This is a genomic window from Streptomyces sp. NPDC008086 (assembly GCF_042957325.1).
In the GTDB taxonomy this organism is placed as follows: Bacteria; Actinomycetota; Actinomycetes; order Streptomycetales; family Streptomycetaceae; genus Streptomyces.
On sequence record NZ_JBIBIA010000010.1, the window covers coordinates 238967 to 265869 of the forward strand.

At 70.5% G+C, this 26903-nt stretch carries 29 protein-coding genes; 18 read left to right on the forward strand and 11 right to left on the reverse strand.

Features of this window, described 5'->3' with window-relative positions:
• Position 1: 1 nt before the first annotated feature.
• Positions 2 to 766: a GntR family transcriptional regulator gene (locus ACFZBP_RS33490; protein WP_383451725.1), complete on the reverse strand. Its 765-nt coding sequence runs from the start codon at positions 764 to 766 to the stop codon at positions 2 to 4.
• A 308-nt stretch (positions 767 to 1074) separates the two neighbouring features.
• On the opposite strand from ACFZBP_RS33490, the gene ACFZBP_RS33495 reads away from it, so the two are divergent.
• The 6 genes from ACFZBP_RS33495 (at position 1075) to ACFZBP_RS33520 (ending at position 6710) form a co-directional block, all read left to right on the forward strand.
• Positions 1075 to 2352, forward strand: a complete 1278-nt coding sequence (locus ACFZBP_RS33495; protein WP_383451727.1) for an extracellular solute-binding protein — start codon at positions 1075 to 1077, stop codon at positions 2350 to 2352.
• Positions 2353 to 2499: 147 nt separating this feature from the next.
• A complete protein-coding gene (locus ACFZBP_RS33500) occupies positions 2500 to 3486 on the forward strand; it encodes an ABC transporter permease subunit (RefSeq protein WP_391418736.1) in 987 nt (328 codons plus the stop codon).
• On the forward strand, positions 3483 to 4313 hold the full coding sequence (locus tag ACFZBP_RS33505) for an ABC transporter permease subunit (protein ID WP_391418739.1): 831 nt from the start codon (positions 3483 to 3485) through the stop codon (positions 4311 to 4313). Before ACFZBP_RS33500 ends, ACFZBP_RS33505 begins: the two co-directional genes overlap by 4 nt.
• A gap of 9 nt (positions 4314 to 4322) precedes the next feature.
• Positions 4323 to 5837: a glycoside hydrolase family 3 N-terminal domain-containing protein gene (locus ACFZBP_RS33510; protein WP_391418742.1), complete on the forward strand. Its 1515-nt coding sequence runs from the start codon at positions 4323 to 4325 to the stop codon at positions 5835 to 5837.
• Positions 5838 to 5928: 91 nt separating this feature from the next.
• A complete protein-coding gene (locus tag ACFZBP_RS33515) occupies positions 5929 to 6177 on the forward strand; it encodes a helix-turn-helix transcriptional regulator (RefSeq protein WP_370264655.1) in 249 nt (82 codons plus the stop codon).
• Positions 6174 to 6710, forward strand: a complete 537-nt coding sequence (locus ACFZBP_RS33520) for a hypothetical protein (protein WP_383451737.1) — start codon at positions 6174 to 6176, stop codon at positions 6708 to 6710. The genes ACFZBP_RS33515 and ACFZBP_RS33520 overlap by 4 nt, the downstream gene beginning before the upstream one ends.
• Before the next feature lie 78 nt (positions 6711 to 6788).
• Here ACFZBP_RS33520 and nagB read toward each other — a convergent pair whose 3' ends face one another.
• A complete protein-coding gene (gene nagB / locus ACFZBP_RS33525; RefSeq protein ID WP_391418745.1) occupies positions 6789 to 7574 on the reverse strand; it encodes a glucosamine-6-phosphate deaminase in 786 nt (261 codons plus the stop codon).
• Positions 7575 to 7804: 230 nt separating this feature from the next.
• On the opposite strand from nagB, the gene ACFZBP_RS33530 reads away from it, so the two are divergent.
• Together ACFZBP_RS33530 and ACFZBP_RS33535 are read left to right on the forward strand one after the other, a co-directional pair.
• Positions 7805 to 8893, forward strand: coding sequence for an SIS domain-containing protein (locus tag ACFZBP_RS33530; protein WP_391418747.1), 1089 nt, complete (start codon positions 7805 to 7807; stop codon positions 8891 to 8893).
• 516 nt (positions 8894 to 9409) lie between these two features.
• Positions 9410 to 10876: a histidine kinase N-terminal domain-containing protein gene (locus tag ACFZBP_RS33535; RefSeq protein WP_391419090.1), complete on the forward strand. Its 1467-nt coding sequence runs from the start codon at positions 9410 to 9412 to the stop codon at positions 10874 to 10876.
• Between the two features lie 190 nt (positions 10877 to 11066).
• Here the strand turns inward: ACFZBP_RS33535 and ACFZBP_RS33540 are convergent, their stop codons facing one another.
• Positions 11067 to 11324, reverse strand: coding sequence for a WhiB family transcriptional regulator (locus ACFZBP_RS33540; protein WP_016639615.1), 258 nt, complete (start codon positions 11322 to 11324; stop codon positions 11067 to 11069).
• 320 nt (positions 11325 to 11644) lie between these two features.
• Positions 11645 to 12613 carry a diacylglycerol kinase family protein gene (locus ACFZBP_RS33545; protein WP_391418751.1) on the reverse strand — a complete coding sequence of 323 codons (969 nt, stop codon included), beginning with the start codon at positions 12611 to 12613 and terminating at the stop codon, positions 11645 to 11647.
• A 185-nt stretch (positions 12614 to 12798) separates the two neighbouring features.
• Between ACFZBP_RS33545 and ACFZBP_RS33550 the strand changes: the two genes are divergently transcribed.
• Complete coding sequence (locus ACFZBP_RS33550) at positions 12799 to 13245, forward strand: hypothetical protein (RefSeq protein WP_383451745.1); 447 nt, start codon at positions 12799 to 12801, stop codon at positions 13243 to 13245.
• 10 nt (positions 13246 to 13255) lie between these two features.
• On the opposite strand, the gene ACFZBP_RS33555 is transcribed toward ACFZBP_RS33550, so the two are convergent.
• From ACFZBP_RS33555 to ACFZBP_RS33565, 3 genes are all read right to left on the reverse strand, one after another.
• Positions 13256 to 14386, reverse strand: a complete 1131-nt coding sequence (locus tag ACFZBP_RS33555; protein WP_391418755.1) for a SigB/SigF/SigG family RNA polymerase sigma factor — start codon at positions 14384 to 14386, stop codon at positions 13256 to 13258.
• 17 nt (positions 14387 to 14403) lie between these two features.
• A complete protein-coding gene (locus tag ACFZBP_RS33560) occupies positions 14404 to 14817 on the reverse strand; it encodes an anti-sigma regulatory factor (protein WP_004925829.1) in 414 nt (137 codons plus the stop codon).
• Between the two features lie 249 nt (positions 14818 to 15066).
• On the reverse strand, positions 15067 to 15327 hold the full coding sequence (locus tag ACFZBP_RS33565) for a UBP-type zinc finger domain-containing protein (protein WP_062717999.1): 261 nt from the start codon (positions 15325 to 15327) through the stop codon (positions 15067 to 15069).
• A 62-nt stretch (positions 15328 to 15389) separates the two neighbouring features.
• On the opposite strand from ACFZBP_RS33565, the gene ACFZBP_RS33570 reads away from it, so the two are divergent.
• Positions 15390 to 16985, forward strand: a complete 1596-nt coding sequence (locus tag ACFZBP_RS33570; RefSeq protein ID WP_383451750.1) for a Na+/H+ antiporter — start codon at positions 15390 to 15392, stop codon at positions 16983 to 16985.
• Here the strand turns inward: ACFZBP_RS33570 and ACFZBP_RS33575 are convergent.
• The gene (locus tag ACFZBP_RS33575) at positions 16967 to 17893 is read right to left on the reverse strand and encodes a pyridoxal-phosphate dependent enzyme (RefSeq protein WP_391418758.1); all 927 of its coding nucleotides are present in this window, start codon (positions 17891 to 17893) and stop codon (positions 16967 to 16969) included. The genes ACFZBP_RS33570 and ACFZBP_RS33575 overlap by 19 nt on opposite strands.
• A gap of 20 nt (positions 17894 to 17913) precedes the next feature.
• The gene (locus ACFZBP_RS33580; RefSeq protein ID WP_383451754.1) at positions 17914 to 18504 is read right to left on the reverse strand and encodes an N-acetylmuramoyl-L-alanine amidase; all 591 of its coding nucleotides are present in this window, start codon (positions 18502 to 18504) and stop codon (positions 17914 to 17916) included.
• 330 nt (positions 18505 to 18834) lie between these two features.
• On the opposite strand from ACFZBP_RS33580, the gene ACFZBP_RS33585 reads away from it, so the two are divergent.
• The 3 genes from ACFZBP_RS33585 (at position 18835) to ACFZBP_RS33595 (ending at position 22392) form a co-directional block, all read left to right on the forward strand.
• Positions 18835 to 20241, forward strand: a complete 1407-nt coding sequence (locus ACFZBP_RS33585; RefSeq protein WP_391418762.1) for a family 2B encapsulin nanocompartment shell protein — start codon at positions 18835 to 18837, stop codon at positions 20239 to 20241.
• 153 nt (positions 20242 to 20394) lie between these two features.
• Positions 20395 to 21522 (forward strand): family 2 encapsulin nanocompartment cargo protein polyprenyl transferase, encoded by a 1128-nt coding sequence (locus ACFZBP_RS33590; RefSeq protein ID WP_383451758.1) that lies wholly within the window; start codon positions 20395 to 20397, stop codon positions 21520 to 21522.
• A 276-nt stretch (positions 21523 to 21798) separates the two neighbouring features.
• Positions 21799 to 22392 (forward strand): GNAT family N-acetyltransferase, encoded by a 594-nt coding sequence (locus ACFZBP_RS33595; protein WP_391418766.1) that lies wholly within the window; start codon positions 21799 to 21801, stop codon positions 22390 to 22392.
• Between the two features lie 15 nt (positions 22393 to 22407).
• On the opposite strand, the gene ACFZBP_RS33600 is transcribed toward ACFZBP_RS33595, so the two are convergent.
• Positions 22408 to 22998, reverse strand: a complete 591-nt coding sequence (locus tag ACFZBP_RS33600) for a TetR family transcriptional regulator (RefSeq protein WP_391418769.1) — start codon at positions 22996 to 22998, stop codon at positions 22408 to 22410.
• Between the two features lie 122 nt (positions 22999 to 23120).
• On the opposite strand from ACFZBP_RS33600, the gene ACFZBP_RS33605 reads away from it, so the two are divergent.
• The 5 genes from ACFZBP_RS33605 to ACFZBP_RS33625 all read left to right on the forward strand — a co-directional run bounded on the left by ACFZBP_RS33605 (position 23121) and on the right by ACFZBP_RS33625 (position 26093).
• Entirely contained in the window at positions 23121 to 23705 is a 585-nt protein-coding gene (locus ACFZBP_RS33605) for a dihydrofolate reductase family protein (RefSeq protein WP_391418771.1), read from the forward strand.
• A gap of 26 nt (positions 23706 to 23731) precedes the next feature.
• Positions 23732 to 23959 carry a hypothetical protein gene (locus ACFZBP_RS33610; protein ID WP_391418772.1) on the forward strand — a complete coding sequence of 76 codons (228 nt, stop codon included), beginning with the start codon at positions 23732 to 23734 and terminating at the stop codon, positions 23957 to 23959.
• Between the two features lie 93 nt (positions 23960 to 24052).
• Entirely contained in the window at positions 24053 to 24466 is a 414-nt protein-coding gene (locus ACFZBP_RS33615) for a YciI family protein (protein ID WP_383451768.1), read from the forward strand.
• 58 nt (positions 24467 to 24524) lie between these two features.
• Complete coding sequence (locus ACFZBP_RS33620) at positions 24525 to 25751, forward strand: sigma-70 family RNA polymerase sigma factor (protein WP_391418773.1); 1227 nt, start codon at positions 24525 to 24527, stop codon at positions 25749 to 25751.
• A 9-nt stretch (positions 25752 to 25760) separates the two neighbouring features.
• The gene (locus ACFZBP_RS33625) at positions 25761 to 26093 is read left to right on the forward strand and encodes a DUF952 domain-containing protein (protein ID WP_391418775.1); all 333 of its coding nucleotides are present in this window, start codon (positions 25761 to 25763) and stop codon (positions 26091 to 26093) included.
• 58 nt (positions 26094 to 26151) lie between these two features.
• Here ACFZBP_RS33625 and ACFZBP_RS33630 read toward each other — a convergent pair whose 3' ends face one another.
• Entirely contained in the window at positions 26152 to 26898 is a 747-nt protein-coding gene (locus ACFZBP_RS33630) for a VOC family protein (protein WP_391418777.1), read from the reverse strand.
• Positions 26899 to 26903: the final 5 nt, after the last annotated feature.

Here is a 26903-nt window from a genome sequence, read left to right on the forward strand (position 1 = left end):
TCTAGTCGACCGGCCTCTTCAGCCGGGCCACGAACTTGTAGCGGTCCCCCCGGTACACCGACCGCACCCACTCCACCGGCTGCCCCTCCCGGTCCAGCGAGTGCCGGGACAGCATCAGCATGGGCAGGCCCACGTCGGTGCCGAGCAGGCCGGCCTCGCGCGGGGTGGCCAGGGAGGTCTCGATGGTCTCCTCGGCCTCGGCGAGATGGACGCCGTACACCTCGGCGAGCGCGGTGTAGAGGGAGGTGTACTTGACCAGGGAGCGGCGCAGCGCGGGGAAGCGCTTGGCGCTGAGGTGGGTGGTCTCGATGGCCATCGGCTCGGCGTTCGCCATGCGCAGCCGCTCGATGCGCAGCACCCGGCCGCCGGCGGTGATGTCGAGCAGCCCGGCGAGGCGGTCGTCGGCGGTGATGTAGCCGATGTCCAGCAGCTGCGAGGTGGGCTCCAGGCCCTGGGCGCGCATGTCCTCGGTGTACGAGGTGAGTTGCAGGGCCTGCGACACCTTCGGCTTGGCGACGAACGTGCCCTTGCCCTGGATCCGCTCCAGACGCCCCTCGACGACCAGCTCCTGCAGGGCCTGGCGCACGGTCGTGCGGGAGGTGTCGAACTCGGCGGCCAGCGTGCGCTCGGGCGGGACCGGGGTGCCGGGCGACTGGGTCTCCGTCATGTCGAGCAGGTGCTTCTTCAGGCGGTAGTACTTGGGCACACGCGCGGTCCGCACGCCTGCCCCACCCTCGTTCTCCGCACTGCTGACGTCGGTACTCATGGCCTGCCTTCCCGGCTCCGGAGGAGGGTCACCTCGTGATCCCTTCTGTATACCCGTCGCCGCCTCTTTTGGTCTAGTCCACAGCGCCGAGTGGTCTAGCGGACGAGAGTACTCCGGCGGAGCTGTTTTCGCTGCCTTCTTACTTAAAGGTTCCTGCATATGTAGGTCCCATAACGGCTGGTCAGAGGCTATTCGGCCACCCTTGACACGCTTCGTGGTCTGGTCCAAGCTCCCCCTACTGGTCTACACCATTGGTCCAGGTCCCGGCCTATGGCGGGGGAGGTGTGGGCATCCCTGAGGAGGGTGGCGTGAAGCGCAAGCTGATATCCGCGATCGGTGTCGCGGGCATGATGATCTCCCTGGCGGCGTGCGGGGGCGACAACGGCGACGGCGGGGACAAGGCCGGAGCGGACGGGTACGCGGGCCAGACGCTCACGGTGTGGGTGATGGACGGCTCCTCCCCGGACCAGTGGCAGAAGGACGTCCAGGCGGCGTTCGAGAAGAAGACCAAGGCCAAGGTCAAGTTCGAGGTCCAGCAGTGGAACGGCATCCAGCAGAAGCTGACCACCGCCCTGTCCGAGGAGAACCCGCCGGACGTCTTCGAGATCGGCAACACCCAGACCCCGGCCTACGCCAAGACCGGCGGCCTCGCCGACCTCGCCGACCTCAAGACGGAGATCGGCGCCGACTGGACCGCGTCCCTGAACGAGTCCTCCGTCTTCGACGGCAAGCAGTACGCCGCCCCGTGGTACTTCGCCAACCGCGTCGTCCTCTACAACAAGAAGATCTGGGCCGAGGCGGGCATCAAGGACACCCCCAAGACCCGCGACGAGTTCTACGCCGACCTCAAGCAGATCGGCGAGAAGACCGACGCCGAGCCCCTCTACCTGCCGGGCCAGAACTGGTACCACTTCGTCGGCCTGACCATCGGTGAGGGCGCCGAGCTGGTGAAGAAGGACGGCGACAAGTACGTCTCCAACCTCGCCGACCCGAAGATCGCCGCCGCCATGGAGACGTACAAGAAGTTCCAGGCCCTGTCCAAGGCCCCGAAGGACAAGGACGAGGCCACCCCGCAGCAGGGCGAGGTCTTCGGCAAGGGCAACGTCGGCGCCTTCATCGGCATGGGCTGGGAGGCCGGCATCGCCATCAAGGCCAACCCGAAGATCGAGAAGGAGATCGGCTACTTCACCATCCCGGGTGCCACGGCCGACAAGCCCGAGGGCGTCTTCCTCGGCGGCTCCAACCTCGCCGTCGCCGCGGGCAGCCAGAAGCAGGAGCTGGCCAAGGAGTTCCTCAAGATCGCGCTGTCCGACCAGTACGAGGGCGAGCTGGCCAAGCTCAACGGCGTCATCCCCAACAAGGAGGCGCTGCAGACCAACCTCAAGGGCAACGCCGTCGCCGAGGCCGCCGCGCCGGCCGCCGCGGGCGGTGGCACCACCCCGCTGATCCCCGAGTGGGCGGCCGTGGAGAACGCGCCCAACCCGGTGAAGACGTACATGACCGCCGTGCTGAACGGCAAGTCCCCGGCCGAGGCCGCCAAGCAGGTCGAGGACGAGTTCAACAAGCGCCTGGCGCAGCAGCAGTAAGCAGCGGCGGCAGTAAGCAGCCGCAGCAGTGACCAGCCGCAGCAAGGCGCCGCGGTTCGCGCCGGGGCGGGGGACGCGCATGCCGCCCCCCGCCCCGGCGACCGCACGCGGGTCTACGTACGTAGGTCGAGAAGAGAGATCGCGAGCATGACCGTGCAGACCGAACGGCCGCCCTCCGGCCCGGTGGACGTGACCAAGAGGGATGAGAGCGGGCCCGCCGGGCCGCGGCCCCGAGCCGCCTTCCGCGCCGGCGCGCTCACCCCGTACCTCCTGCTGCTGCCCGCCTGCGCGGCCACCGTGCTGCTGCTCGGCTGGCCGCTGGTGAAGGACGTGCTGCTGTCGTTCCAGAACCTCAACATGGCGCAGCTGATCCAGCACGTCACCGAGTGGAACGGCATCGACAACTACAAGGAGGTCCTCACCGGCGAGGACTTCTGGCGCGTCACCCTGCGCTCGATCCTGTTCACGGCGGTCAACGTCGCCCTGATCATGGTCGCGGGCGCGCTGGTCGGCCTGCTGCTCGCCCGCCTCGGCAAGCGGATGCGGGTCCTGCTGCTGGTCGGGCTCGTGCTGGCCTGGGCCATGCCCGTGGTCGCCGCGACCACCGTCTACCAGTGGCTGTTCGCACAGCGGTTCGGCGTCGTCAACTGGGTCCTGGACAAGCTGGGTTGGCACTCCATGGCCGACTACAGCTGGACCAGCAGCCAGATGTCGACGTTCTTCGTGGTGACGGTCCTGATCGTCTGGATGTCGATCCCGTTCGTCGCGATCAACCTCTACGCGGCCACGACCACCATCCCGAGCGAGCTCTACGAGGCCGCGTCACTCGACGGGGCGGGCGGCTGGAAGAGCTTCACCACGGTCACCCTCCCCTTCCTGCGTCCGTTCCTCTACGCCACGACGTTCCTGGAGGTCATCTGGGTCTTCAAGGCGTTCGTGCAGGTCTTCACCATCAACGGCGGCGGCCCCGACCGGCTCACCGAGATCCTGCCCGTCTACGCCTACATCGAGGGCGTCGGCAACCAGCACTACGGCATGGGCGCGGCCATCGCCGTCCTGACCATCCTGATCCTGCTCGGCCTCACCGCCTACTACCTGCGGATCGTGCTCAAGCAAGAGGAGGACGAGCTGTGAAGCGCTCGCTCTTCGGCCGCCTGTGGCCCAACGTCACGGCCGTCGTCCTGTTCATCGGCTTCGTCTTCCCCGTCTACTGGATGTTCTCCACGGCCTTCAAGCCGACCGGCGACATCATTTCGGAGAACCCGGTCTGGTTCCCGACCGACATCACCTTCGAGCACTTCAAGCGGGCCATCGGCGTCGACCACTTCTGGACGTACGTCGCCAACTCGCTGATCGTCACGCTCTGCGCGGTCGGCCTCGCCCTGGTCGTCGCGCTCGCGGGTTCCTTCGCGCTTGCCCGGATGCGGTTCAAGGGGCGGCGCGGGTTCGTCATCGGCTTCATGGTGGCCCAGATGGCGCCCTGGGAGGTCATGATCATCGCGATGTACATGATCGTGCGGGACGCGTCGATGCTGAACAGCCTCGTGCCGCTGACGGTCTTCTACATGATGATGATCCTGCCCTTCACCATCCTGACCCTGCGCGGTTTCGTCGCCGCGGTGCCCCGGGAGCTGGAGGAGGCCGCGATGGTCGACGGCTGCGGCCGTGCCCAGGCCTTCCGCAAGGTCATCCTGCCGCTGCTGGCGCCGGGCCTGATGTCCACGTCCCTGTTCGGCTTCATCACCGCATGGAATGAATTCCCGCTGGTCCTGGTGCTGAACAAGGAGGCGGAGGCGCAGACCCTGCCACTGTGGCTGTCCAGCTTCCAGACCGCGTTCGGCAACGACTGGGGCGCCACGATGGCGGCGTCCTCCCTCTTCGCCATCCCGATCCTGATCCTCTTCGTCTTCCTGCAGCGCAAGGCTGTCAGCGGCCTGACGGCCGGCGCCGTGAAGGGATAACGCCCCCCGATGACGACATTCGCCAGCGGCACCACTGCGTCCAATCCGGAAAAGGATGGTCTGACGCGCGATGCCCTGACCGTGCTCCAGCCGGGCTTCACCGGCACCACCGCCCCCGACTGGCTGCTCCGCCGCCTCGGCGAGGGCCTCGCCTCCGTCGGCCTGTTCGGCCGCAACATCGCCTCGCCCGAACAACTGGCCGCGCTGACGGCCCAGTTGCGCGCCGAGCGGGACGACGTGCTCGTCGCGATCGACGAGGAAGGAGGTGATGTGACCCGGCTGGAGGTGCGCACCGGCTCCAGCTTCCCCGGGAACCACGCCCTGGGCGCGGTGGACGACGTGGAGCTGACCCGGGAGGTCGCCTTCGAACTGGGCCGCCGCCTGGCCTCCTGCGGGGTGAACCTCAACTGGGCCCCGTCGGCCGACGTGAACTCCAACGCGGCCAACCCGGTGATCGGCGTCCGCTCCTTCGGCGCCGACACGGCCCTGGTGGCCCGCCACACCGCGGCCTACGTCACCGGCCTCCAGGCGGCCGGCGTGGCGGCCTGCACCAAGCACTTCCCGGGCCACGGCGACACGGCCGTCGACTCCCACCACGCGCTGCCGCGCATCGACGCGGACGCCGAGGTCCTGGCCGACCGCGAACTCGCCCCGTTCCGCGCGGCGATGGCCGCCGGCACCCGGGCGGTGATGAGCGCGCACATCCTCGTCCCCGCCCTGGACCCCGACCACCCGGCGACCCTCTCCCGCCCGGTCCTCACCGACCTCCTGCGCGGCGAGCTCGGCTACACCGGCCTGATCGTCACCGACGGCATGGAGATGCAGGCCATCGCCGCCACATACGGCATCGAACGCGGCAGCGTCCTCGCCGTCGCGGCCGGCGCCGACGCGATCTGCGTGGGCGGCGGCCTGGCGGACGACGAGACGGTACGCCGTCTGCGCGACGCCCTGGTCGCGGCGGTCCGCTCGGGCGAACTCCCCGAGGAACGGCTGGCGGAGGCGGCGCGGCGGGTACGCGAACTGGCCCGCTGGACGGCGTCCGAGCCGCCGGTGACCGATGGCGACCGGCGGCCTGACGTGGGCCTCGTCGCGGCCCGGCGCGCGTTGACGGTGACCGGCGCGCAAGGCGCGGGCCCCTTCACCCCCCTCACCGAACCGCCGTACGTCGCCGCCTTCACCCCGGTCGCGAACATCGCGGTCGGCGACGAGACCCCCTGGGGCGTCGCCGCCGAACTGGCCCGCCTGCTCCCCGGCACGGAGACCGGCAGCTACACGGGCGGGGACGCGGGGCGAGCGGCCCTGGAAGCCTCCGCCGGCCGGCGAGTGGTGGCCGTGGTCCGTGACGAACACCGCCACGCCTGGATGGCGGCCGCCCTGGACCACCTGTTGGAAGTCCGCCCGGACACCATCGTGGTCGAGATGGGCGTCCCCCAGGCGGCCCCCCGAGGCGCCCTCCACGTCGCCACCCACGGCGCGGCCCGCGTGTGCGGACGAGCGGCGGCGGAGGTCATCGCCGGGACCTGAACCCAGGACGGCCGGTCGTCGCAGCAGCCGGCTGCCCCTGCTGTTGCATCTGCTGTTGCACCTCTCTCTCCAAATGTAGTACTCCTTATACATGAGCGAGCAGGTGCACAACAGATTGGCGATGGTGCGTGCCGAACGGAAGGTGTCGCGCCAGAACCTGGCCGAGGCAGTGGGAGCCCACTACCAGACCATCGGCTATATCGAGCGGGGGCAGTACAACCCGAGCCTCGACCTGGCTCTGAAGATCGCGAAGTTCTTCGATCTGCCGGTCGAGGCCCTGTTCTCCCTCGAACCGTTCCGCCCGCTCACGGACGAGGTCTACGGGAGGAAACAGTCATGACGACCACACGCCTGACGCGCCACGACCGGAGCATGCTGCGGCTGATGAACGACCGCCGGGCGCTCCCGCTCCACGCCACGGCCACCCGCCGCCGGCTGGTCGTCGCCACGCATGTCACGCTCACCGTGGCCATCGTGGCGCTGATCGGGTACTTCTGCCTCGCGCGTGCCGAGCCGGTGTGGTCGGCCGCCGTCGGCGCGGTGCTCATGCTGCCCTGGATGGTGGCGACCGGCGTGATCAACAGTGCCACCCGGGGCCTGATGGAACTGCGCGAACACGTCCTGGACGAGCGCCAGTCGGCGGAACGCAGGCGGGTGCTCGCCCGCGCCCACCGCCTGATGACCTGGCTGCTGCTCGGTTCCGTGGTCGGCCTGCTGGCGGCGGGCGCGGCCGACGACGACGCCCTCCGCGTCTACGCGGCCCCCGTCCTCGTCGCGGTCCTCACGGTCCACTGGCTGATGCCGCTGTGGGTGGCGGGCGTGGCCGCACGGGACGAACCGGGCGACGACGAGGCGGCCGCCCTCCAGGGCTGAGCGGCCCCGCTCCGTCTCCGTGACGCCGGCGGAGCGCCCAGGGCCTGTCGTTCGGCCGACGTGATCCGAACGACAGGCCTAGATCCCCTGCCAGTCCGGCTTGTTGACGTAGGTGTGCCGGAAGTAGTCGGCCAGCTTCAGCTTGGAGGCGGCGGCCTCGTCGACCACGACCGTGGCGTGCGGGTGCAGTTGCAGCGCCGAGGCCGGGCAGACCGCCGCGACCGGCCCCTCGACGGTCGCGGCGACCGCGTCCGCCTTGCCCTCACCGGTGGCCAGCAGCACCAGGTGCCGCGCCTCCAGGATCGTCCCGATCCCCTGCGTGATGACGTGGTGCGGCACCTGCTCGATGTCCCCGTCGAAGAACCGCGCGTTGTCGATCCGGGTCTGCTCGGTCAGTGTCTTGATCCGCGTCCGCGACGCCAGCGACGAACAGGGCTCGTTGAATCCGATGTGCCCGTCGGTCCCGATCCCGAGCAGCTGCAGATCGACACCCCCCGCCTCGGCCAGCGCCGCGTCGTACGCCTCGCACGCCCCCTGTACGTCCTCGGCCGTGCCGTCCGGCCCCATGAACGCGTCCATCCCGATCCCGAGCGGCTCCAGCACCTCGCGCCGCAGCACCGACCGGTACGACTCCGGGTGCTCGGCGGGCAGCCCCACGTACTCGTCCAGCTGCGCGACCCGCGCCCGCGAGGCGTCCACGGCCCCGGAGCGAACCTTGGCCGCGAGCGCCGTGTAGACGGGCAGCGGGGTCGACCCGGTGGCCACGCCGAGCACGGCGTCGGGCTTGCGCGCGAGCAGCCGGGCCATGGCCTCGGCTATCAGCTCGCCACCCGCCTGGGCGTCCGGAACGATGACAACTTCCACGCTGGGCCTGCCGATCTGAAGAGGGACTCGAAGGGCACCCTGAAGGGCTATGTGGTTTAGACCAATCTAACAGAGCAGAGCCCCGCGGCCCAGGTGAACGGAAGCCCCGCGGACATTTCGGGAGCCCGTCGGGAAGGCGTCATCCCCCGTGGGGGAGTGGAATGGAGACTGTCCGTCCGAAGCGCCGGACGCCACGCCCGGCACGACGAGTGCGAGAGCAGGAAGGGCCCATGACCACCACGCCCCCGTACCCTCCCGACCCCCACGCCCCGCACAACGAGCGCCCCGGCCTGATCATGGCCCGCGAGATGGCCGAACAGCCCGCCGTACTGCGTCGCGTCCTCGCCCACGGCGCCCCCGCCGTCCGTCGGGTCGCCCAGGAGATCGCCGCCCGCGCACCCCGCTTCGTCCTGCTCACCGCCCGCGGCACCTCCGACAACGCCGCCCTGTACGCCAAGTACCTCCTGGAGATCCGGCTCGGCCTGCCGTGCGGCCTGACCTCGATGTCGACCACCACCGCCTACGGCGCCCGCCCCGACCTCACCGACGTCCTCGTCGTCACCGTCAGCCAGTCCGGCGGCTCCCCCGACCTCGTCGCCTCCACCCGGGCCGCCCGCGAGGCCGGCGCGATCACGCTCTCGGTGACCAACAACCCCGACTCCCCGCTGGCCGCCGTCTCCGAGTACCACCTCGACATCATGGCCGGACCCGAGCGTGCCCTCCCCGCGACCAAGACCTACACGGCCTCCCTGCTCACCCTGTACCTCCTCGTCGAGGGCCTGCGGGGAGGCGACGGCACCCCCGCCAAGGTGCTCCCCGACCTCGCCGAGCAGACGCTGGCCCGGCAGGACGAGGTCCGCGCCCTCGCCGCCCGCTACCGCTTCGCCGAACGCATGGTGATCACCTCCCGCGGCTACGGCTACCCCACCGCCAAGGAGGCCGCCCTCAAGCTGATGGAGACCAGCTACATCCCGGCCCTCGCCTACTCCGGCGCGGACCTCCTGCACGGCCCGCTCGCCATGGTCGACAACGTCTCCCCGGTCATCGCGGTCGTCACCGACGGCAAGGGCGGCGAGGCCCTCCAGCCCGTCCTCGACCGGCTTCGCGGCCGGGGTGCCGACCTGGTCGTCATCGGCGCCCGCCACCAGGTCGAGCGGGCCTCGGCGGGCTTCGTCCTGCCCACCGACGGCTTGGCCGAGGAACTCCAGCCGATCCTGGAGATCCTCCCGCTCCAGCTCCTGGCGTACGAGGTCACCATCGCCCGGGGCCAGGACCCGGACGCGCCGCGGGCGCTGGCGAAGGTCACGGAGACGCGCTGAGAACGCACGGTCACAACCGGCGCGCGACGGGGCGAGCCGGGAGGAACCGGAGGCGCTCGCGGAAATTGCCATGGCCAACTGGCCCCGCACATGAACCCACACGGGTTAGGCTGCGTGGTGGATACCAGGGCGTCCCACTAGTCCTCCAACTGGTCGGGCCCCGCGAAGAAGCGTCAACAGCAAACAGGCTCCAACGCATGGACACACCTCAGTGGTCTAGTCCACAATTGCGGAGGAGTGCGTAGTACGAGAACGCACCGACTTCCGTCTTCCCCGCACAGGAAGACGGACCGAGGAACCGGAGCTCTCTGCCCTGACTGTTCCGGGTCCTCATCCTTCGGCCGACCGGGACCGCACACCCCGCGGCCGATGTTGCTCCGGGCTGCGGTGCCGGGAGGGTTGAGGGTCCCTCTCAGGCGCCGCGGCCCGCGGGTGTTTTCGGCCCTCGTCGGCCCCTGAAGTGGCTGGTTTCGAACCATGTCCGTACCGCCAGGTACGCTCGGCCACGTGCCCTCCATGAACGAACTCGTACGCCAGCACACGGCCCTCGACGACTCCGACCTCGAGTGGCTCCACCTGCTGGTCTCGGAGTGGCAGCTGCTCTCCGACCTCTCCTTCGCCGACCTCGTCCTGTGGGTCCCCACCAGCGACGGCACCCGCTATGTGTCCGTCGCCCAGATGCGGCCCAACACCGGCCCGACCTCCTACCAGGACGACATGGTCGGCCATCTCGTCCCGCGCGGCCGCCGCCCGATGCTGGACGCCGCGCTCGACGAGGGCCGCATCGTGCGCGAGGGCGACCCCGAGTGGCGCGAGGAGGTACCGGTCCGCGTCGAGTCGATTCCAGTACGCCGGGACGGACGCGTGCTGGGCGTCATCGCCCGCAACACCAACCTGCTGACCGTCCGCACCCCGAGCCGCCTGGAGCTGACGTACCTCCAGAGCGCCTCGGACCTCGCGCAGATGATCGCGGCCGGCTCCTTCCCGTTCGCCAACCAGCAGGTCGACATGGACGCCTCACCGCGCGTCGGCGACGGCCTGATCCGCGTCGATGCCGACGGCATCGTCCAGTACGCCTCGCCGAACGCGCTCTCCGCCTACCACCGCCTCGGCCTCGCCGCCGACCTCGTCGGCCACCACCTGGGCATGACCACCGCCGAACTCGCCCCGACCCACGGGCCGGTGGACGAGGCCCTCGCCAAGGTCGCCAGCGGCTGGGCGCCCCGCGAGTTCGAGATCGAGTCGGGCGACGGCGTCATCCAGTTCCGGGCGATCCCGCTCAAGCCCAAGGGCACGCGCATCGGTTCGCTGGTGCTACTGCGGGACGTGACCGAACTGCGCCGCCGCGAGCGCGAGTTGATCACCAAGGACGCCACCATCCGGGAGATCCACCACCGGGTGAAGAACAACCTCCAGACGGTGGCCGCCCTGCTCCGCCTCCAGGCCCGGCGCATCGAGTCCGACCGCGGCCGCGAGGCCCTGGAGGAGGCGGTACGGCGGGTCGGCTCGATCGCGATCGTGCACGAGACCCTCTCTCAGAACCTCGACGAGCGCGTGGAGTTCGACGAGATCGCCGACCGCGTGCTGGCGATGGTCGCGGAGATCTCACCCGGCAAGGTCACCGGCCGCCGCTCCGGCCGCTTCGGCATCCTGGACGCCGAGGTCGCCACGCCTTTGTCGATGGTTTTGACCGAGATCCTGCAGAACGCCCTGGAGCACGGCTTCCGCGAGGGCGACACCGGCGCGGTCGAGGTCTCGGCCGTCCGAGGCGGTACGACCAAGCAGGCCCGTCTCCTGGTCACCGTCCAGGACGACGGCGTGGGCCTGCCCGACGGCTTCGACCCGCACACCGCCGGCAACCTCGGCCTCCAGATCGTACGGACCCTGGTGGAGGGCGAGTTGGGCGGCACGTTCGACATGGTCCCGGCGCCCGAGCGGGGAACCCGGGTGATCCTCGACATCCCGGTGCGGGCGCACAAGTAGCCCCACCGCCGCAGCCTCGGGGTGTTGCGGACAGCAAAGAGCCCCAGCCCGTTCAGGGGGCTGGGGCTCAACATGCTCGTTGCCAGCGTTTGCTGCGCATCGGGGGTACTGCGCGCTGCGGCTCGGGGGCGGGAGATGCGTACTCGCTGTACGCGCCGCCAAGCTCAGGCTGTTTGCGGGGCGGGTGTTGTCAGGCGGAGGCCTGACGGGCCCGGTTGCGGGCGGCGCGGCGCTTCATGGCGCGGCGCTCGTCCTCGCTGAGACCACCCCAGACGCCGGAGTCCTGGCCGGACTCGAGCGCCCACTGCAGACACTGCTCCATAACCGGGCAGCGACGGCAGACGGCCTTGGCTTCCTCGATCTGCAGCAGCGCAGGACCGGTGTTGCCGATGGGGAAGAAGAGCTCGGGGTCTTCCTCGCGGCAAACGGCGTTGTGACGCCAGTCCATGGCTGCTACCTCTCCTTGGTATTACGTGCTGATTGCTTGTGAATGTGAACGCTTTCACGAATCCCTCAACAAGTGAAGGGCCAACCGCCAGGTTCCCTGGCGTGGGTCCTGTGTTTTGAAGGGGGATTCCGGTGATCAGTGGAGGCCGGTCCTGCGGGCCGTCCCGATCGCCATGTAGAGACTCGCAAACCTCAGCGACGGATACAACCCCTTCCGGAAAGTTTTTTTTGATTCCTCGGTGTCGACTAGGTCACAGCCGTACTTCCATGGGGTGGATCCTGGCCTAAACGTTCGAGTGAAAGGACTTTAGCCCGTTCCGCTCACACAATCACACGCAGTGCACGGCGTACGCCTGTGAACGTCACGCTCGTACGCAGCCCGAGGTGGTCGCCGTCCATCTGGAGGGGCAACGGCACCTTCGAATGCAAGGTGAACTGGTCCAGGTCGTGCAGTGTCACCGCATGCTTGCCACGGGCCCCGCGCTCGGGGGACGAAGTGAGCAACTGGGTGGCATACCGGGCAACCGCGACCGTGGACATACGGCTGAGACCGAGTACGTCGAGGCCGGTATCGAACGAGGCCTTAGGGGCCGCGTACACCGGACGATTGCCCAGATAGGTCCACGGAGCGGTATTGCAGACTATGGACAAGACCAAATCGGTCACCGGGTCCTGGCCCGGCCGCTCCAGAGTGATCGTGCCGTGCCGGCGGTTGGGCTCCTGGAGGAACTGGCGTATCACCTGGCGCAGGTAAAGGGCGTGTGTGGATTTCTTGCCCCGTTCGCGCTGCTGCTCGACCCGGCCGACGACACCCGCGTCGAAGCCGAGCCCCGCGCAGAAGGTGAACCACCTGGCCGGAACCCCCTCGTCCTCGGTGCCCGGCGTGCCCGCCGCTATGCCCATGCCGACCGTACGTTCGCTGCCCTCGCGCAGCGCGTCGAGCAGGGCGCCGGTCGCCTCCACGGCGTCGTTGGGCAGGCCGAGGGCGCGGGCGAAGACGTTGGTGGAGCCGCCGGGGACCACGGCGAGACGGGGGAGGCGCTCCGGGTCGGGGCCCTTGTGCAACAGTCCGTTGACGACCTCGTTCACGGTCCCGTCGCCACCGAGTGCGACCACCAGATCGACGTCGTCACTGTCCGCCGCCTGCCGGCCCAGGTCGCGCGCATGGCCGCGGTACTCGGTGGTGACGGCCTCGAGTTTCATCTCGCTGGCGAGCGCATGGATCAGGACATCGCGCGTACGTGCGCTTGTGGTGGTTGCCGCCGGATTGACCACGAGAAGTGCACGCATGGGTTGCAGCGTACCTACTGGGGGGTACCGGGCACAGGTCGAGGTGGGGATCTAGTAAGAGATGAGGCGTGAGCCTTCCGCATCGGCCCTGTGGCTGCGTCCTCAAACGCGGACGGGCTGGGGGCTGACCGGCGGTGGTCAGGTGCAGGCGGGGAGGCGATAGTGCGGAGAGCTACCCTTCAGGGGTGACCAAGGAGCAGAGCCCCGCCACCCCGGAAACCGTCGAACCGCGTCCGCGGCGGCTGACGTATGCGGCCGTGCTGACCGCGCTGGAAGGTGTGGGGCTTGCCGTCGGGGGCGTGTGGGTGCTGGTGCTGGGGCTTGCCGGGGATCCGGACGACCGGCAGCAGGCCGTGACGCTCGGGGTGACGCTGGTCGCTCTTGCGCTGCTGCCGTTGCTCGCCGCGCGGGGGCTGTTCGGCCGGCGCAGCTGGAGCCGGGGGCCGTCCATCATCACGCAGATCCTGGCGCTGCCGGTGGCCTACAGCCTGTTGCAGGCGGACAGCATCGCCATCCCCGCGGGCATCGTGATCGCCGCGATCGCGATCGCCACGCTCGTCCTGCTGGTCAATCCGGCGACGACCGAGGCCCTCGGGATCCGGGGGCCCGGCAACACGCCGGATCAGCAGTAGCCGGCCGCCGTCACTCCTCCACCAGCAGCTTCTCCCGCAGCTGCGCCAGCGTGCGCGCCAGCAGGCGGGACACGTGCATCTGGGAGATCCCGACCTCCTGCGCGATCTGCGACTGGGTCATGTTGCCGAAGAAGCGCAGCAGCAGGATCCGCTTCTCGCGGGGCGGAAGATCCTCCAGCAGAGGCTTGAGCGACTCGCGGTACTCGACGCCTTCCAGCGCCTCGTCCTCCGCGCCGAGGGTGTCCGCGACCGCCGGGGACTCGTCGTCGGTGTCGGGGACGTCCAGGGACAGCGTGGAGTACGCATTGGCGGACTCCAGGCCCTCCAGGACCTCCTCCTCCGAGATCGACAGCTTCTCGGCGAGTTCATGGACCGTCGGGGAGCGGCCGTGCTGCTGGGAGAGTTCGGCCGTGGCCGTCGTCAGGGCGAGGCGCAGTTCCTGGAGCCTGCGCGGAACGCGGACCGCCCAGCCCTTGTCACGGAAGTGCCGCTTGATCTCGCCGACCACCGTCGGGGTCGCGTACGTCGAGAACTCGACGCCGCGCTCCGGGTCGAACCGGTCGACCGACTTGATCAGACCGATGGTGGCGACCTGGGTGAGGTCGTCGAGCGGCTCGCCGCGGTTGCGGAAGCGGCGCGCGAGGTGCTCGACGAGCGGCAGGTGCATACGGACCAGCCGGTTGCGCAGCTCCGCGTACTCGGCGCTGCCGTCCTGCAGCTTGCGCAGCTCGACGAACATGGCGCGCGCCCCGCTGCGGTCCTGAGGGCCGTGCTGCGTGGCCTGCACGCTGTGCGTGCTCATCGCCTCGTCCTCGGCGTTTCGCTGGTGCTCGCTCATCGTCCCGCCCGTTGCCCTCTCCCGAGCCCTCGCCTCTACTCGGACCGGGGAGACCCCCATCCGCCCGCCCAGAGGCGCGCCCTGCACGGCACCTTCGTCATCCCGTCCCTCGGCCGGGAGGCCCGCCTCCACGGAGTCGTCCTCCGGGTGCGGCCGGGCCTGCTCGGGGATGCCGTCGATGCCGTCCGCCATGCGTCGGGAACCGCTCGGACCGCTCGGGCCCGCCCCCAGGCTCTCGGCTGCTTCCGAGAAGGGGGCAGTGCCGTCCGGCAGCTCCCGTGTGCCGCGCTCTTCGTCCCGCACCGGCCCGTCCCCGTTCCTCACGCCGGCCCGGGTCCCGCGCCGCGCTGTTTGTAGAGGCTGATCGAAACGGTTTTGTCCTCGTCCACGGCGGAGGAGACCTTGCCCGCGAGCGCCGACAGGACGGTCCAGGCGAAGGTGTCCCTGGAGGGAGCGTGGCCGTCCGTGGTCGGGGCCGAGACGGTGACCTCGAGCGAGTCGTCGACGAGTCGGAAGACACAGCTGAGCACCGAGCCGGGCACGGCCTGCTGGAGCAGGATCGCGCAGGCCTCGTCCACCGCGATGCGCAGGTCCTCGATCTCGTCGAGGGTGAAGTCCAAACGGGCCGCGAGGCCGGCAGTCGCCGTACGCAGCACCGACAGGTAGGCACCCGCGGCCGGCAGCCGGACTTCCACGAAGTCCTGGGTCGCGGGCTCGCCTGCGATCTGGGACACCCTCACCTCCAAGGTGGTACAAGCTTCTCGGGGCCGAGGGTCGCCCCCCGGGGTAACGCGATGTGTGGTTCAGCGGTGACGCTATCGCGCTCTGAACTTTCCTGTCCCCAGGACCCCAACCCCTTGCCGTCACTCACAGTAAACCTGTGGACACGCTCCGTGTCTAGGGGTCTGCGGCTCCAATTGGGAAGAGCGCGCGCCGGGTTGACGTACCCAGACGTCAGACGGTCGAACCGTCCGGATCCAGGGTCACACGAGTACGTGGTCGACGAAGCACCAACGCCATTCCTCGCCCGGCTCGAAGGTCCGCATCACCGGGTGACCGGACTCCTTGTGGTGTTCTGTGGCATGCCTCCCCGGCGACGAGTCGCAGCAGCCGACGTGCCCGCAGCTGAGACAGAGCCGCAGTTGTACGGGGTGCATGCCTTCCGCCAGACACTCCGGGCACGTCTCGTTCAGCGCCTCGGGTTCCGGGTGCGGCAGCGCGTCGGCGTGCGTGCACTGTTTCATGATTGCCAGGTTACGACGGCCGCGACGATGGCCGCGCGGAAAAACGAGGGCGGGCGAGGACCATGGATGTGATGCCGCTGCTGTTGCTGGTGGCGGGGAGCGCCGCCGTGGCCGCCGCCGGTCGGCGGTCGCCCGTGCCGGCGCCGCTGCTGCTGGTCGCCGCGGGGCTCGCCGTGTCGTATCTGCCGGGGGTGCCCGAGTACACGCTCGACCCGCACATCGTCCTGCCCCTGGTGCTGCCCCCGCTGCTGCACAGCGCGGCGACGGACAGCTCCTACCTCGACCTGCGGGCGCAGCTGCGGCCCGTGATGCTGCTGTCGGTCGGGTACGTGCTCTTCGCCACCTTCGCCGTCGGCTGGGTCGCCTATCTCGTCGTACCGAATCTGCCGCTGACCGCCGCGCTGGTGCTGGGCGCGGTGGTGGCGCCGCCGGACGCGGTCGCCGCGACGGCGGTGGCGCGCCGGGTGGGGCTGCCGTCCCGGATCACCACGATTCTCCAGGGCGAGTCCCTGGTGAACGACGCCACCGCGATCACCGCGTACCGGGTCGCGCTCGCGGCCGCCGTCGGCGAGGGCGCGAGCTGGGCCGGCGGCATCGGCGACTTCCTGCTCGCGGCGTTCGGCGGCATCGGGGTCGGGCTGGTGCTGATGGTGCCGATCCACTGGCTGCGCACGCACGTGAAGGAAGCGCTGCTGCAGAACACGCTCTCGCTGCTGATTCCGTTCGTCGCCTACGCCGCCGCCGAGCAGGTGCACGCCTCCGGGGTGCTGGCGGTCGTGGTCGTCGCGCTGTACCTGGGACACCGCGCGTGGGAGGTCGACTTCGCCACCCGGCTCCAGGAGGAGGCGGTGTGGAAGATGGTCGCGTTCGTGCTGGAGTCGGCCGTGTTCGCGCTGATCGGACTGCAGCTGCCGGTGGTCCTCAAGGGCCTCGGGGAGTACGAGGGCGGCCCTGCCGCCTGGTACGCGGTCGCCGTCTTCCTCGTGGTCGTCGTCTCGCGGTTCGTGTGGGTGTATCCGGCGACGTTCCTGCCGCGCATGATGTCGGCGCGGATCAGAGAACGCGAGGGCGATCTGACCTGGAAGGCGCCGTTCGTCATCTCCTGGGCGGGCATGCGCGGCGTGGTCTCGCTGGCCATCGCCTTCTCGATCCCGCTCACGGTGCACGGCGGCGAGGATTTCCCGGAGCGCAACCTCATCCTCTTCCTGACCTTCACGACAGTCATCGGCACGCTCGTCGTCCAGGGTGTGACGCTGCCGCCGTTGATCCACCTGCTGAAACTCCCCGGCCGGGACGCGCAGGCCGAGACCCTCGCCGAGGCCAACGCCCAGGCACAGGCCTCCCGGGCCGCCGAACGACGCCTGGAGGAACTCCTCTCCGACGAACGCAACGCCCTGCCCGATCCGCTGGCAGACCGCCTGCGCGCCGTCCTGGAACGCCGCCGCAACTCCGTCTGGGAGCGGCTGGGCCAGGCCAACCCCGTCACCGGCGAGTCCGTCGACGACACCTACCGCCGGCTGTCCCGCGAGGTGATCGGCGCCGAGCGCACGGTGTTCGTGAAGCTGCGCGACGCTCGCTACATCGACGACGAGATGCTGCGGACGCTGCTGCGCAGGCTGGACCTGGAGGAGGCGGCGGCCTACCGGGAGGCGGGGTGAGCGGCCGGCGTCGGCCACGGTGACCCGGTGACCACGGCCGCCACCGTCGTGCCGGGCGGGAAGGCGCCCTCCTCGACCAGGGCGGCAAGTCCGTACAGCAACTTGGCGACATAGAGACGCTCGACAGGCATCCCGTGCCGTTCCTCGAAGTCCTCGGCGAAGGCGTCGAGTTCCGGTGTCGTACGGGCGTATCCGCCGAAGTGGAACCGCTCGTCGAGCCGCCAGTCGCCCCGGGGGCCGCCGAACGCCCCGGCCTGCAACTGCCGTATGTCGTCGCCGAGGAAACCGCCCTTGAGGACGGGGACGCCCAGGGCCCGCTGCCCCGGGCCGAGCCCGGCCGCCAGGCCCGCCATCGTGCCGCCCGTGCCGCACGCCACCGCGACCACGTCGGCCCGCCCCCGCAGCTCCTCGCCGAGCGCCCGGCACCCGCGTACGGCAAGGGCGTTGCTGCCGCCTTCCGGGACGACGTACGCCCCCTGCGCGCCCGCCGCGCGCAGCACGGCCGCCAGCGTCTGCGGCTCGGTCTTGCGGCGGTACGTCGACCTGTCGACGAAGTGCAGCCGCATACCGTCGGCCACACAGCGCGCGAGGGACGGGTTGAGGGGGCGGTCGGCGAGTTCCTGGCCGCGGACCACGCCGACCGTGGGCAGGCCCAGGAGGCGGCCCGCGGCGGCGGTGGCGCGCAAGTGGTTGGAGTAGGCGCCGCCGAAGGTGAGGACCGTACGGCCCGCGGCGGCCGTCAGGTTCGGCGCGAGCTTGCGCCACTTGTTGCCGATCAGTTCCGGGTGGATCAGGTCGTCGCGCTTGAGGAGCAGCCGTACGCCCCGCCTTGTGAACCGCTCGTCCGCCGACTCCTGAAGGGGGGAGGGAAGCCGGGGGTGCTGGGCGGTGAGGTCGGGGCTGGTCACCCGGTCATTGTCGCCCGGCGCTACGCCAGTCGCTCCCGGATCCGCTCCCGCATCCCCGCCATGGTGAATCCGCGCGGGTCCACCTTCCCGGGCTGCCACTCCAGATGCCCGATCACCGAGCGCTCCGTCCACCCGTGATGACGGCAGACGGCCGCCGAGACCCGTTCGATCGCCTCCAGCTGGGGCGCGGGCCACGGGTCCTTCCCGTCGCCCAGGTTCTCGCACTCGAAGCCGTAGAAGTGCCGGTTGCCGTCGGTGTTGGCCTCGTTGTCGGGCGGCAGCGCCGTTTCGGCGATGACCGCGCGCAGGACGTCGTCGTCGCCGAGGCCGGCGTGGTTGGCGCGGCCGTAGCCGACCAGATGGACCCGGCCGTCCTTGGTGATGACGCCGTGGCAGAGCGGGCCCGGCAGCCCCTCGTAGCCGTTGCGGCACAGGTCCACCGTGTGCGCGCTGCCCTTGGTCACCGTGTGGTGGATCATCACGCCGTGCACGGGCCCCCACGGGCCCACGTGGTTGCGGTTGTGGTGCTCCCAGTCGCCGACCTCGACGACCGTCGCGCCCTCGGCCCTGAGTCTCTCCAGGAATCTGCTCGCGGACATGGGTGTGGCCATGGCCGCCTCCTTCACGCCGTACGCCGGCCGCCGTGCGCGGCCGTCTCGTACTGGTGCTTTACCGAAAACGGGCAGACGGGACTCCTCGCCCCGCACGGTGTGCGATGCGTTTCGGACAAGTTGTGTGGCGGGTTCGGAACGACCGTCGTGGCCGCGCGAGATGTCATCGCGACTGGACAAGGTCCCCCTATTTGCCCAGGCGGACGGTGATCCATTCCCGCTCTTTCGGGTAATAGCACCGGCACCATCCGTGATGCGAGGCTCGGACGTGGAGAACGCGATGCGTGGCGCCAGAGCGGTGCCGGTGCACGACCGGGAGGGCAATTCCTTATGTCGGTAGGCGAAGAGGTCCGCACGGAGCAGGGCCAGCCGCAGCAGAGCCTCGGCACTGCGGCCGCGCGGAACCTGGCCACCACGACCAAGTCCGCACCCCAGATGCAGGAGATCAGCTCCCGTTGGCTGCTGCGCATGCTGCCCTGGGTGAATGTGCAGGGCGGCACGTACCGGGTGAACCGGCGTCTGACGTACGCCGTCGGGGACGGACGCATCACGTTCGTGAAGACGGGGGACCGTGTCGAGGTCATCCCGGCCGAGCTGACGGAACTGCCGGCGCTGCGGTCGTACGACGACGAGGACGTGCTCTCGGAGCTCGCCCAGCGCTGCCAGCAGCGGGAGTTCGCGGCAGGCACGCTGATCGCCTCCTTCGGCAGCCCGACCGACGAGGTGTACCTCCTCGCGCACGGCAGGGTGGAGAAGCTCGGCACCGGCCCCTACGGCGAGGACGAGTCCCTCGGCGTCCTGGCCGACGGCGCCTACCTCGGTGAGCAGGCGCTGCTCGACTCCGGCGCCATCTGGGAGTACACGGTCCGCGCGGTCACCGCGTGCACGGTGCTCGTGCTGCCCCGCCAGGAGGTCGAGCGGATCGCGGAGCGCGCCGAGTCGCTGAGCGGGCACCTGGAGCGGCTGCGGTCGATTCCCTCGCAGCGCACCAACAGGTACGGCGAGAAGGAGGTCGACCTCGCGGCCGGCCACAGCGGCGAGCCGGACATCCCGCACACCTTCGTCGACTACGAGGCCCGGCCCCGTGAGTACGAACTGAGCATCGCCCAGACCGTGCTGCGCATCCACACGCGCGTGGCCGACCTGTACAACCAGCCGATGAACCAGACCGAGCAGCAGTTGCGGTTGACGGTCGAGGCGCTGAAGGAGCGCCAGGAGCACGAGCTCGTCAACAACCGCGAGTTCGGCCTGCTCCACAACTGCGAGTACGACCAGCGGCTCCAGCCGCACGACGGCGTGCCCAGCCCCGACGACATGGACGAGCTGCTGTGCCGGCGGCGCGGCACCAAGCTGTTCCTCGCCCACCCGCGCGCGATCTCCGCCTTCGGGCGTGAGCTGAACAAGCGCGGGCTGGTTCCCGAGACGATCGAGGTGGGCGGCAACCGCATCCCCACCTGGCGCGGGGTGCCGATCTTCCCGTGCAACAAGATCCCGGTCACCGACGCCCGCACGACCTCGATCATCGCCATGCGTACGGGCGAGTCGGAGCAGGGCGTCATCGGGCTCCAGCAGGCGGGCATCCCGGACGAGATCGAGCCGAGCCTGTCCTGCCGTTTCATGGGCATCAACGAACAGGCCATCATCAAGTACCTGGTGACGGCCTACTACTCGGCCGCGGTCCTGGTCCCGGACGCCCTCGGTGTGCTGGAGAACGTCGAGATCGGGCGCTGGCGGTGACCCAGCCCGCGCGGTTCCCCGCCGCCCGAACTCCCGTCGCGGGCCGGCCGTGTCCGGTGGCCCCCGCGCGGGTAGACCCTTCGGGCAGGCGCCCAGCCGTAGCGGAAGTGCCACTGTCCGCCGACTCTCCGAGGCGATGCCATGGGTGAGTTCATGACGGAGACGCAGACGCGCCCCGCCGGGGAGCGGCCGTCCACCGAGACGCTCGAAAGGCGGGGCCCCATCGCGACCGACAGGGACGGCGGTGCGGGTCCGCTCGACGGGCCCGAGGCGGCGGTGATCCTGGAGCGGGTCAGGGCCACGGTCGACCCCGAACTGCGCGCCGCCGTCGAGTCGTTGCCCGCCCCACTGCGCCGGATCACGCGCTACCACTTCGGCTGGGAGCACGCGGACGGCACCCCGGCTGCGGGCAACGCCGGCAAGGCGATCCGGCCCGCCCTCGTCCTCACCGCGGCCGCCGCGCTCGGCGGACCGCGGGCCCGGGCGGCGGCGGTCCGGGCGGCGGTGGCGGTGGAACTGGTGCACAACTTCACGCTGCTGCACGACGACGTGATGGACCGGGACGCCACCCGTAGGCACCGGGCCACCGCCTGGACCGTGTTCGGCGACGCCGACGCGATCCTCGCCGGGGACGCCCTCCAGGCCCTGGCCCTGCGGCTGCTCGCCGCTGACCCGCACCCCGCGTCCGCGGCGGCCGGCGCCCGGCTCGCGGACTGTGTCGTCGAACTGTGCGCCGGCCAGCAGGCCGACACGGCGCTGGAGAAGCGGGGGCCGGGCGAGGTCGGCCTGGACGAGGTGCTCGCCATGGCCGAGGCCAAGACCGGGGCGCTGCTGGGATGCGCCTGTGCCCTCGGGGCGCTCTACGCGGGCGCCGCGGACGAGCACGTGGAGGCGCTGGACGCGTTCGGCCGCGAGGCCGGGCTCGCCTTCCAGCTCATCGACGACGTGATCGGCATATGGGGCGACCCGTGTCACACCGGCAAGCCGGCCGGCGCGGACCTCGCCGCCCGAAAGAAGTCCCTGCCGGTGGTCGCCGCGCTGACCTCCGGTGGTCCGGCGGCGGCGGAGCTGGCCGCGCTGTACGAGGTGCCGTACGACGAGGAGGACCTCCTGCGGACCGCGCTGGCCGTGGAGCGGGCGGGTGGCCGTGACTGGGCGCAGGCCCAGGCCGCCGAGCGGATGGCCCGCGCCGTGCAGGAACTGGCCCGCGCGGTGCCCGACCCGGAGGAGGCGGGCGGACTGCTGGCTCTGGCGGAGTTCGTGACGCGGCGCAGCAACTGACACGGCGACGAGCCGACGACCGGGGCCGCGGCGGCCGGCGGTCGGGAGGACCCCGGAGGCACCGGGACCGTACGGTTCCTGACCCCGTACGGCCGCCGAGCGGCTCCGGACCGGCGGGTCCCGCACATCCCCACGGTGTGCGGGGCCCGCCTCAGCGTGCCGCGTGCCGTACGGACCCGCGGACCGTGCGGATCGCGACAAACTCCGTCCGCGGACGGCACACGCGTCCCCATCCCCCTACGATCAACGGCAGTTGACGCGAAGGGGCGGGAAGACATGGGCGTGGCGATCCGGACGGCGGGCGAAGGGGACCGGGAGTTGGTGGCCCGGCTGCTGGACGCGGCCTTCCAGGACGATCCGGTCAGCGGCTGGGTGTTCCCGGGCGAGGAGCACCGCCGTGCCGCCCACCCCCGGCTCATGGCCGCGTTCACCGACATCGTGCTCTCCGTCGGCCGTATCGACGTCACCGAGGACGGCATGGCCTGCGCCCTGTGGATATCCGTGCCGGCCGACGAGCCGGAGCACGACGAGGACGGACCCGCGCGGCTGCGCGAGGCGGTCGACCCGGAGAACGAGCGCGTCGAGCTGATCGGCCGTCTGACGGACGGCATCCACCCGACGGGGCGTGCCCACGAGTACCTGTGGATGATCGCCACGGCCCCCGAACGCCAGGGCGAGGGGCTCGGCACCGCCCTCCTCGGCTCGGTCCTCGACCGCTGCGACCGGGAGGGCCTGTCCGCCTATCTGGAGGCGAGCAGCGAGCGCAGCCGGAAACTGTACGAGCGCCTCGGCTTCGCACAGCACGGCCGCCCCCTCGATCTCCCGGACGGCCCCCGGATGTGGCCGATGTGGCGCGAGCCGCGGGGCTGACCCCGCGGGCAGGGCCTACTTCGCGGGCACGATCGTCTCCGCGATCCGCTCCACCAGCCCTTCCGGCACACTCACCCCGGGCAGGACGCCTTCCAGCACGTCCGGCAGCGTCAGGTGTTCCAGGAGCAGCCCGAGCATCGCGAGATAGAGCACGGTGACGACCTCGTCGCCCCCGGGCAGCCCGGCGCCGCGGTGGAACTCCATGGCCTCCTCCAGATCGCCGCGCACGGACTTGGTGAAGGAGGAGCGCAGTTCGGGGCGCCGGGTGGCCTCCAGGCGCATCTCCAGCAGGGCCAGATAGCCCGTCCGGTCGCGGGTCGCGCGCGCCATCAGGTCATGCATGAAGGCGGTGACCAGCGCGCGGTCCTTGGGCCGGGTCAGCAAGTCGGTGATCATCGCCGGGTCGGGTGCCAGCCGCACGTGCAGCCGGCTGTCGATCTGGCGGAGCAGGTCGTCGCGGCCGGTGAAGTAGTTGGAGGCGGTGCCCACCGGCACCCCGGCCTCGGCGTCCACCGCGCGGAACGTCAGCCCGCGTGCCCCCTCGCGGGCGAGCACCTCGACGCCCGCGTCGACGAGGGCGGCACGGCGCTCCGGATTGCCCGCCATACGGAATCCCCTCTCCCATTTTCAATCGGTCCCGGAAAAGTGCTTGCAACCACTACAAGCGAAGTACTACAACTGAAGCACTACAACCGCAGTGGTTGGCCAGCTTACGAAAAGAGACCGGCTTGCGAAAGCTCACCTACTTCATCGCCTGCTCGCTCGACGGCTTCATCGGGGACCCGAGCGGAGACGGATCGGCGATGGTCGCCTTCGTCGATGAGGCGTACCTCGACTTCCTCAAGAGCGAATACCCGGAGACCCTGCCGACCCACGGTCGTCGCCAGCTCGGCTGCGACGACCTGGAGAACAAGAGGTTCGACACGGTCATCCAGGGCCGGGGCAGCTACGACCTGGCCCTGGAGGAGGGCATCACCAGCCCTTACGCCCATATGCGCGAATACGTCGCCTCGCGCACCCTGACCGAGTCACCTGACCCGAACGTCGAGATCATCGGCGACGACCTGGTCGCCAGGGTGCGCGAACTCAAGGCCGAGGACGGCGGCTTGGACATCTACCTGTGCGGCGGCTCGCAGATCGCGGGTGAACTGCTCGACGAGATCGACGAGCTCGTCATCAAGAGCTACCCCATCGTGTACGGCACGGGCATGCCGATGTTCGGCTCGGGCCTCGCCATCACGGAGTTCACCCTCGACGGGGTGCGGACGTTCGGCAACGGCGCCGTGGTTCGTACGTACAGCAGGAAGCGCTGAGCCCTCTCCCGTCCTACTCTGAGGGCATGGGCAGCAGCGCAGAGCACCACTGTCCCGACTGCGGACAGCCCGTCGACACGGTCGTCCGGCGCCACAAGACGCTGGGCGCCTGGGTCCCCACATGGGTGGCCGGCCCGTGCCGGAACCCCGAGTGCGGCGCGTACGCCGAGAGCGGCGCCGAGCACGAAGAGCGCCATGAGCACCACCACGAGCGGCCCGAGCAGCCCGAGGAACCTTCCGCGAAGAATTCCTGAACGCCTGTCGAGAATCCCGGACCGGCTCCGACGTCCCCTGTGAGAGCCGCCGAAACGGTGGCCCGAGCCGACGGAAACCGAAGGAGCGGACTGATGAAGTACCTGGTCATGGTGCAGGGAACGCAGGCGGACTACGAGGCGATGCAGGGCAAGGGGTCCGAGAACTCCGTGGCCTGGAGCCAGGAGGACGTCCAGGCGATGTACGCCTTCATGGGCGACCTCAACAACGACCTCGCCGAGAGCGGCGAGATGATCGACGGACACGGGCTGGCCGAGCCCGCGAAGACCCGGCACGTCTCTCCGGGCGACGACGGCAAGGCGGTGATCACGGACGGGCCGTACAGCGAGACCAAGGAACTGCTGGCCGGGTACTGGGTGCTGGACTGCGCGAGTCTGGAGCGGGTCACGGAGATCGCCGAGCGCGTCCTCCAGTGCCCCCAGCCCGCCGGGGCACCCGCGTACCCGGTGGTGATCCGGCCCATCGACGACGGCTCCGGGGACGTCTGAGCCGTACGACCGTCTGAGCCGTACGAGCCCGACAAGCCCCCGGGAGCGCCGACCCGACATGAGCGTCACGCCCGAGACCGAGGACCTGCTGCGCCGGCACGCGCCGCAGGTTCTCGGCGCGCTGGTGCGACGGTACGGCCATTTCGACACCGCAGAGGACGCCGTACAGGAGGCGCTGCTCGCCGCCGCCGAACAGTGGCCGCGCGCCGGAGTTCCCGACAATCCGCGCGGCTGGCTGATCAAGGTCGCCGCGCGCCGGCTGACCGACGCCCTGCGCGCGGAGGAGGCACGCCGGGCCCGCGAGGAGAAGGTGGTGGCGCTGTCGCCCCGGGACGCCTTCACCGCACCGCCGCCGGGCGCGGACCGCGCTCCCCGCGAGGACGACACCCTCACCCTGCTCTTTCTCTGCTGCCACCCGAACCTGACCCCGCCCGCCCAGATCGCCCTCACCCTGCGCGCCGTAGGCGGTCTGACCACGGCGGAGGTCGCCCGCGCCTATCTGGTTCCCGAGGCGACCATGGCCCAGCGCATCAGCCGGGCCAAGCAGAAGGTCCGCGGTGTGCGCTTCGGGCGCCCCGACAACGGGGAGGAGCGGCTGCCGGCGGTTCTCCAGACCCTGTACCTGATCTTCAACGAGGGCTATACGGCGACCTCGGGCGCGAGCCTCCAGCGCAGGGACCTCGCCGGCGAGGCGATCCGGCTGGCCCGCGAGGTCCACCGTCTCCTCCCCGGCCACGGCGAGGCGGCCGGGCTGCTCGCCCTGATGCTGCTCACCGACGCCCGCCGCGACGCGCGCACCGGCCCGCACGGCGAACTCGTCCCGCTCGACGAACAGGACCGCGACCGCTGGGACAAGGCCGCGATCGACGAGGGCGTCGCCCTGGTCACCGGCGCCCTCTCGCAGGGGCGCGCCGGCCCGTACCAGCTGCGCGCCGCCATCGCCGCCGTCCACGACGAGGCACCCTCCGCCCAGGCCACCGACTGGGAGGAGATCCTCGGCCTCTACGACGTCCTCGTACGTCTCGTCCCCGGGCCGGTCGAGCGTCTCAACCGGGCCGTCGCCGTGGCCATGGTCCACGGGCCGCGCGCGGGTCTGGCCGAACTGGTGGAACTGGAAGGCGAGTTGAGTGCCGGGCACCGGCTGGACGCGGTCCGTGGTCATCTTCTGGAGCGGGCGGGCGCGCACGACCAGGCACGCGCGGCGTACGAGGCCGCTGCCGCCAGGACGCTGAGCCTGCCGGAGCAGCGCTATTTGCGCGCGCGGGCGGCACGGTTGAAGCCGTAGCGTGGGCCCATGCCCGAGCAGACGTTCATTCTCCACATCACAGAGCGCTCCCTGTGGGACGCGGCCCGAGAGCGGGGCACGTACGAGATGTCGACGCGTGGCCGCACCCTCCAGGAGGAGGGCTTCATCCACTGCTCGACCCGCGCCCAGCTCCCGACCGTGGCCGCCTTCCTGTACGGCTCCTACGACGGCCCCGACGAACTCGTGGTCCTGGTCGTGGACGCCGCGCGGCTCGACGTGCCGCTGAAGTACGAGGCGCCGGCGCCCGGGGGAGAGGAGTTCCCCCATGTGTACGGGCCCATTCCGGTGGACGCGGTGGTGGACGTGGAACCCTGGGGGTGACGTGGCCCCGCCGCGGCGCCTCGCGTGGAGTGCCGCGACGGGCCGGCGCCCGGCCTGCTCAGACGTGCCGTGCGGGCAGTCCGCCCGTCTCGGGATCCCGTCCCGTCAGGCAGTAGGTGCCGCCCGCCGGATCGCGCATCACCGTCCAGTGGGCACCCGGGGCGACGAGGGACGCCCCCAGCTCCTCATGTCGGGCGCGGGTCGCCGCGATGTCCGCGCAGGCGAGGTCCAGATGGGCGGACACGGGCCGCTCCTCGCCGAGCCGCTGGAGCAGGATGCGCACCGGCAGCCCGTTCGGCGGCCTGAGCACATGGAACTCCGGGCGGGAGCCGGGCGCCGACGTCCAGTCGGCCAACAGGTCGCTCCAGAAGGCGACTTCGTCCTCGTACAGCGAGGGGGGCACGTCGAGGCAGACCTGGTCGAGCCGACTGTCGCGCACCACGGGTGGCCGTACCGACTCCCCCTGCCAGGGCACGGCACAGAACAACTGCCCGGCGGGCGACCGCAGTACGGCCCACCCCTCGTGCTCGACGGCGATCCCCGCACCCCGCCGCAGCGCCGACTCCACGAATTCCGGTACGTCGTCCACGGCGAAGTCGAGATGCGCGCCACCGGCGCCCGAGTCGACACCCTGGACCTTCACACAGGCGTCGGCGCCGCCGCCCGGCAGCAGCGTCACGAACTCGTCCCGCTCCCCCCGGAATTCGGACAGCTGCGTGTCTGTCACCGCGGTCCAGAAGGCGTGGGCCCGGGAGAATGACGCGGCGGGGCGGTCGACGAAGGCGTAGGTCCAGCGGATGCTCATGGGGC